Raw genomic sequence first — 7,154 nt, forward strand, 5'->3', positions numbered from 1 at the left:
GGGTTTGATTGCTTATTGCTGGTTTCCCTATAAGCCCACCATCAAAAACATGCCTCAGCAGGGACAGGTAGCAACATTATAAATAGTATCAATGAGTTACAATGTGGCTTATCCCGAACTGGGGTTATCTTAAAAAAGAACGTGGTAACCGTATCATAAGTGCATTTGCGATCAGCAGCCTGCTATTGATTGTCAGTGGCTGTGATAGCACTATCAAAGAGTCTAAATCTACTGACAGCGTAGTCAATAGCCCATCAAACTCAGACCAATCCTCCTTACCAGAGAATAATAAAAACAACTCTGATTATAAGGCTGTTAGCAAAGACGGCTTTATTGCCGCTGACGATTCCGCTTCAACACCAGACGGCATCGAAAAAGTCACGACTGCTAACAACCAGTTCGCTGTTGATATGTACCAACAGATCAACGGTCAACCTGATCAAGCAGATGACAACGTGTTTTTCTCACCCTATAGTTTGTCTACGGCGATGGCCATGCTGTATGCCGCAGCGGAAGGGGAAACGAAAGCGCAAATTCAAAAGACCTTTTATTATCCGTCGATGGATACTCTAAACCCTAATAGCGCCGCGCTCTATAATCAATTTAATAAACCCAATCCTGATTATAAGCTCGCCACAGTCAATGATTTATGGATGCAACAAGGGCTAACGCCTAACAAGTCCTACGTCGACACCGTTCAACGCTATTATGGTGGTCAAGTGACCAATCTTGATTTTAACGGCAGTCCTGAGCCTTCGCGGCTCATCATTAATAAAAAAATTGCTCAGCATACCAATCAATTGATTCCTGAGTTGCTACCAAAGGGCAGTATCAAGCCCATCACAGTTGCCGTATTAACCAACGCCGTTTACTTTAAGGGCGATTGGAAAACGCCATTCAATATTCAAAGCACCAGTGAGCAGCCTTTTTATAACCATGTGGGTACAAGTCCTAATATAAAAATGATGCATACACAGGCGGATTTTGGTTATAGCGAGGACAAACAGGTGCAGGTCGTGCAATTGCCTTACAAGGGTGATGACTTATCTATGCTGGTGATATTACCAAAATCTAAAGACAAGACAGCCATGCAGCAGCTGGTGCGTGATTTAAGCGCTGATAAGATTAAAGAGTGGAATAAAGACTTAATTACGCAAGAAGTGAACCTTCACTTACCAAAGTTCAAGCTTAAAGAACGCTACGACATGAAAGATATGCTGTCAGATATGGGCATGCCCATTGCTTTTAATCAAGACAAGGCTACTTTCAAACTGTTTGATCAGCCTTTATCTACATGGATAGATGAGATCTATCATCAGGCGGTGGTCATCGTCGATGAAAAAGGCACCGAAGCAGCGGCAGCGACTGGCATTGTAGTATCTACTGAATCTGCCTCTGCTCCACCACCTGTTTTTAAAGCCGATCACCCGTTTATGTTTATGATTAAAGACAATAAAACCGATGCGATATTGTTTTTAGGTCAGGTTAATAAGCCTTAAAATAGCGAATGACGGCACTAAGACTTAACTGACTGTTGATGAGACATTATGAAAAAAAGGCTTAAATTATTATCGTGTTCACTGTTGGTGATTTCAGTCGCTAGTGGATGTAATACGAAGACCAATGAAGAAGATGTGTTTCAATACAAGAATGCCTATGTTGGTGATAATAGTGCAGTCATAAATATTGTCAACCACTCTATGCAATCAGATAACTTCAAGGGCCTCGAGCTCAAAACGAAAGAGACACCCTATGGGATTATCTTAAATTATGATGGGTCAGAGTCAGAAAAGAGTCATAAAAAGACAGTGGTATACAACGCCACTTACTTATTTGCGTTGATTCAGAATGTAGAATGGATAACGTTTAATTTTGATCATCAAGAATACAAGATAACAAAGGACGCTCTAATAGAGTGGTACGGGGAAGATTTCAGCAAATTACAAAGTAAAAAGGAGCTAAAAACGTTAATACAAAACAACTGGGATGATGAATACAGAGTAAATCAGTTATTCTAAAACCGCCAAATATATATGTGCGGCTCCCTATACAGCAGCTGAAAGTGTGGCTATCACAGTCACTATTGAGCTTTGGATATTCTTATAATTATAATTTATTGTTGAGCCTGATATGCAAAATGACCCACTTCGCTATTTTAGATATGCAGCCCATAATCGTGTTATCAGTGCCTTAGCTATTACCAGCTTAGTGTTGGGTGTTAGTGGCTGTGACAACGCCATAAAAAATAATAGAACGGGTGCTGTTACAGGCATGGTTACTCCTAATCAGCCAACCATTAACCATCAAGCGCCTCCGACTGAGGTAAAGGCTTTGATCTCGACATCAGAGGGTATAGCTGAAGTCGTCACTGCCAATAACCAGTTTGCCATTGGTATGTATCAGCAGATAAATGGGCAACCTGACCAAGCAGATAAAAATGTATTTTTCTCACCGTATAGCTTGTCTACTGCTATGGCAATGGTCTATGCCGCAGCCGAAGGGGAAACGAAAGCGCAAATCCAAAAGACGTTTCATTATCCAGCACCAGCTATCCTCAACCCTAATAGTGCAGCACTCTATAATCAATTTAATAAACCCAATCCCGACTACAAGCTTGCCACGGTCAATGACTTATGGATGCAACAAGGGTTAACACCCACTAAATCTTACATAGACACCGTGCAACGTTATTACAGCGGCCAAGTGACCGCTCTTGATTTTGAAGGCAGTCCTGATTCTGCACGTCAGACCATTAATAAAAAAATTGTTGAGAAAACCAAGCAAATGATTCCTGAATTACTACCTAAGGGCAGTATTAAATCTGATACTGCCGTGGTACTAACCAACGCCGTCTATTTCAAGGGCGATTGGACCCTGCCTTTTACAGCTGAAAGAACCAGTGCCCAGCCTTTTTATAATGCTATCGGCAGAGCCTCTACCGTCCAGATGATGCAGCAACAGTCTTATTTTAGTTATTATGAGGACAAACATATACAGGTCGTGCAATTGCCTTACAAAGGCGATGACCTATCTATGCTCGTAGTATTACCCAAATTCAATCATAAACTTGCTATGCAGCAATTAACTAAGAGTTTAAGTGCAACTAAGATTAAGCAATGGCGTTCAGGCTTAGTAAGACAAGAGGTGGACCTTCAACTGCCAAAGTTTAAATTAGATGCGCGTTATCAGATGAAAACGTTGCTCGCTGATATGGGTATGCCAAAAGCGTTTAATAATGGGGCTGAATTTAACTTATATGCTGATGGTACACCGATAAGGCTCGATGAGGTTTATCATCAAGCGGTGGTCACCGTCGATGAAAAAGGAACCGAGGCGGCAGCCGCCGCCGGTGCTGTAGGTATGTACGTTGGTATGTCTTATCCTGTGGAATTTAAAGCCGATCATCCATTTATGTTTATGATTAAAGATAATAAGACCGATGCAATACTGTTTTTAGGTCAGGTGAATAAGCCTTAGCAATATCTAATTTGGAGTGATTGAACATGCCGCGTTTTCAATTGAATACCTTAAGTTGTTTGGCCGTTGTGATGGTTTTATTGTTTTCAGGCTGTGCCGCTAAAAATGAGCCTGTAGATAAATCATCTGAGGGAAAAGAAAAAGTACTGACTAAAGCTATTGAGGAGAAAGTAGAGATTTTAGAATATAGCCCTCCGCTTTATGAAAGCTCAGTAGATGGCGGTATTACAGTCGCTGATGGCACTTTATTGGTCGAAAACGGCTGTTTAATCATTAAACATGACAACTATAAAAACGAGGCGGTAATTAAAAGTGCTTTAGTATTTCCAGAAAACACGACCAGCATCAATGCTGGCATTCTTTTTCATCAAATCAGCGCCTATGACCAATATAAGATTGGTCAAGATTATCGTTTTGGTGGTTTTAGTGGCACGCTTAATGACAAGCGTATTAAACCTCACTCTAAGTGCCAATTAAATAAGGTATGGTTTGTGGCCTAAAAATGGAATGCTAGAGATAAGGAAAAACACGAAATGCATTTTTTATATCCCTTACCTATTTCGATCATACTATTTTTGTCCATGCAAACCGTATGGGCTTGTATGCCGCATTCAACAAATGATGTATTTATTGCTCGTCTGCAATCATCGCAGCCTACATTAATGGATAATCAGCAAAAAGGCTTCGACTTGCAATTTAGCAATCCACGCTTTGTCTTTCGCACGCTTAAAATGTGGTTTTTCTACAAGACCCCTGAATATTGGCAAAGTGATTTTGAGCTAAAAAGTATCAAGCCAAATGACCTAGTTATTGGCTTAGCATATGCGGCCAGCGGTAATGAGCCAGCAAACTATACGGTGACATCACTAGCGACACTGAGCTGTGAAAATAATGAATTAATAGTTGGTAAACCATTAGTGCCATTTCTGGCTTGGAATCGAGAGAACGGCAGTTGTCGCCATAATAGCCACGATGCTATAGGAATATTAGACGGATTTATATACAAAGATCAGGAATATTATTTACAGCAGTTACAAGCCAAATATCCTACCTGCAATAAGCTAAACGCTGCGTTCCCTAGCGATGCTAATAAAAATGAGTTGAGCAATAGCACTGAGTCAGCCAGTACGCATAGTACATCGGAACAAGACAGCCATCCTCAAACATCGTTTTGGGAGAAGATTAAATTATGGTTTGAGCCGTGGTTGTAGAGGGTGTTTTTTTAGTCGCACGTTCGATCTATACCTTTTTAGCATTCTAAAGATTCTGTTAAATATGAATCTTAAAAATAAATATGATTATAATTTAGCAACTGATTATGGACACCATAAAATGAAAGCTTATATCCCAATACTTACTGTCATGTCTTTACTGATCACAGGCTGTCAAAATTCTATTCAAGAACCCACTGAGCTTACTGAAAATCCAGCGAACAAGGCTACAGGCAATAATACAGCCACTGTAGATGCCAAGCCTGAGTTTGTCTTGCCTACTTATGGCTCAAGTGACCCATTACCTGCTGGTAGTGTTGTGACAGAGTATGAAGCACGGAACTCAGGCAGACTCACTATAAAAGACGGCTGTGTCACTTTGACCTACCCTAAAGAGTATTACACGGAATCTACAGCGCCAGACGATTTTGCTAGTATGCCTATTTTCCCTAGCTACTCAAAATTTATCGAAAATGGTCAAACTATTGAAGTCAATGACAAGATTTATCGAGATGGCGATTATGTTGAGATGAGTGGACGCGGAACCATTAGAGAATTTTGGACCTCTTATCCGTCTGACATGGAATATGTTCCTGTACCAGATCATTGTACTGCTGATGAGTATTGGGAAGTTGGCGGTACAGGGCTGTATATTATGGAGTAATTCTTAATCGCTGTTATGTTTCCTAATTTAATACAATCTGTATTTTATAATCGTTATACACACATGAGGTCTATATATGACTAACCAGAATGAATGGGGCGAAAAAGATAAAAATATCGCTCAAGTTATTGATGAATTAAAAACTTTTGAAGATCAAGATTTGACGGTTATGGTTTCAAGCGACGGTGGGGAAACGTTGAAGCCTGTTAAGCTACTTGGCAAAGAATTTGATAAAGACAATAAAGCTTATTGCACCCTGTTTATTTAAATGTTTTAACCATTATTAAGCCAATTTTTTATGAGACGATTAATAAGCGGTAGAGATTCATTTTTATTAAAGTAGCTCACCCAATCATCCGTTTCGACTGTATTTTTTATAGATTCCCACATTGCTAATGAATTAAGAGGTTTCATGACCTGCTCTGATTTAAAGGGTTAATGCTGGTTTTCTGACTATAAAAAGAAGAGCGCGTTTAAAACAAATACTCTAGTAAGAAAGCATTGCGAAAACTACTGTTGAATATGCCGTACAGAAACACAAAGGTTGAGAACACCCACATAATCGACAGGTAAAGTTTGTTTTGATCTGAAGTCCAGCCCCAAGAGCCAAATCTCTTTGTAATATCAGAAAGGATAAGCCATCTGAAGAGTAAGCAAAGGAAAATATAAAGCACAATCCATTTAAGCATTCTACTGTCACCAGAGTTCATATTAAAATATGGAGTGAGTTAATTAAGTAAGTTTACACCGTCACAAATAAATATTACTTCTCACAGCCTTATTTGTCTTCAGAGGTCTTATCTTCTACTGCTTCTACGCTTTCGTCTAATTCATGACTAACGTCTTCCAGCTTATCAAGTTTTTCATAGAATATTTGCTTCTCATTCCCTTGATTGCTAAAGATCATGAAGAAACTGGAAATTTTATCGGCAGCAGGGCTATTGAGAATATCACCGTCACTGCTACTAAATGACTTGGTCTCTTTTACGCTTACGATATCTAAAAATATCCAAACTGCGGAAACCATCACCACTAGTATAACCAGCCATTTCAACACAATTTTTTTCATAAATACCTCATACGCTTATTGCTGACTCATCTATTATCTCGGAACTTATTAGCATTTGTTTACTAAGTCAGTTTACACCCCTGTATATAATCAAAGCATCCTTCAAATATCAAAAGTATAAAACATTATGAATAACAACAACCCAATCAAAATTATGACGAACAAGCATATCGCCCGTAGTCTTGCTCTTAGTGGCTTATTGTTGGTCATTACTGGCTGTAATAATAGCCTTGTAAACAACAAAGCCGCCCAACCAGTCACCAATATACCTTCCTTACTAGACAAGACTAAAGAGCAGCCGGACTCTAAAGCCGATAGTAAAGATGACCATACTGCTGCAGACGACTCTGCTTCAACGTCTGAAGGTATAAGCGCAGTAGTTAACGCTAACAACCAATTCGCAGTGACCATGTATCAACAGCTAAATGGTCAATCAAAGCAAGTGGATGCTAACGTATTTTTCTCACCTTATAGTTTAACCAGTGCTATAGCCGTGCTCTATGCCGCAGCGGAGGGGAACACCAAAGCGCAAATTCAAAAAACCTTTTACTATCCGTCTTTACCCATCCTGAATCCAAACAGTGCCGCCCTCTATAATCAATTTAACTGTAGTGGTCAACTAATTTAGGACACCTGATAAGAGGTTTTTGTTAAAATAGCGTCTCTCTGTTTCTAATGGTGTTAAGTAATTGTTGAAAGTATGGGGTCTCACAGTTTGATAATAGCCCCAGAT

9 protein-coding genes are annotated in these 7,154 nt (G+C 39.6%); 8 read left to right on the forward strand and 1 reads right to left on the reverse strand.

Features of this window, described 5'->3' with window-relative positions:
- Positions 1–101 precede the first annotated feature (101 nt).
- The 7 genes from JMX83_RS14480 (at position 102) to JMX83_RS14510 (ending at position 5,620) form a co-directional block, all read left to right on the forward strand.
- Positions 102–1,499, forward strand: coding sequence for a serpin family protein (locus JMX83_RS14480; protein WP_201603204.1), 1,398 nt, complete (start codon positions 102–104; stop codon positions 1,497–1,499).
- Positions 1,500–1,547: 48 nt separating this feature from the next.
- On the forward strand, positions 1,548–2,018 hold the full coding sequence (locus JMX83_RS14485; protein WP_068405424.1) for a DUF4825 domain-containing protein: 471 nt from the start codon (positions 1,548–1,550) through the stop codon (positions 2,016–2,018).
- A 112-nt stretch (positions 2,019–2,130) separates the two neighbouring features.
- Positions 2,131–3,477 carry a serpin family protein gene (locus tag JMX83_RS14490; RefSeq protein ID WP_201603207.1) on the forward strand — a complete coding sequence of 449 codons (1,347 nt, stop codon included), beginning with the start codon at positions 2,131–2,133 and terminating at the stop codon, positions 3,475–3,477.
- 26 nt (positions 3,478–3,503) lie between these two features.
- Positions 3,504–3,977, forward strand: coding sequence for a hypothetical protein (locus JMX83_RS14495; protein ID WP_144296572.1), 474 nt, complete (start codon positions 3,504–3,506; stop codon positions 3,975–3,977).
- A 102-nt stretch (positions 3,978–4,079) separates the two neighbouring features.
- Positions 4,080–4,688, forward strand: a complete 609-nt coding sequence (locus JMX83_RS14500; RefSeq protein WP_227675880.1) for a hypothetical protein — start codon at positions 4,080–4,082, stop codon at positions 4,686–4,688.
- Positions 4,689–4,809: 121 nt separating this feature from the next.
- On the forward strand, positions 4,810–5,352 hold the full coding sequence (locus JMX83_RS14505; RefSeq protein ID WP_201603210.1) for a hypothetical protein: 543 nt from the start codon (positions 4,810–4,812) through the stop codon (positions 5,350–5,352).
- Between the two features lie 76 nt (positions 5,353–5,428).
- Positions 5,429–5,620, forward strand: coding sequence for a hypothetical protein (locus JMX83_RS14510; protein ID WP_201603213.1), 192 nt, complete (start codon positions 5,429–5,431; stop codon positions 5,618–5,620).
- A 510-nt stretch (positions 5,621–6,130) separates the two neighbouring features.
- Here JMX83_RS14510 and JMX83_RS14515 read toward each other — a convergent pair.
- A complete protein-coding gene (locus JMX83_RS14515; protein WP_201603216.1) occupies positions 6,131–6,421 on the reverse strand; it encodes a hypothetical protein in 291 nt (96 codons plus the stop codon).
- A gap of 127 nt (positions 6,422–6,548) precedes the next feature.
- On the opposite strand from JMX83_RS14515, the gene JMX83_RS14520 reads away from it, so the two are divergent.
- A complete protein-coding gene (locus JMX83_RS14520; protein ID WP_201603219.1) occupies positions 6,549–7,049 on the forward strand; it encodes a serpin family protein in 501 nt (166 codons plus the stop codon).
- Positions 7,050–7,154 lie beyond the last annotated feature (105 nt).

This window comes from Psychrobacter piscatorii (genome assembly GCF_904846415.1).
GTDB classification, from domain to species: domain Bacteria; phylum Pseudomonadota; class Gammaproteobacteria; order Pseudomonadales; family Moraxellaceae; genus Psychrobacter; species Psychrobacter piscatorii.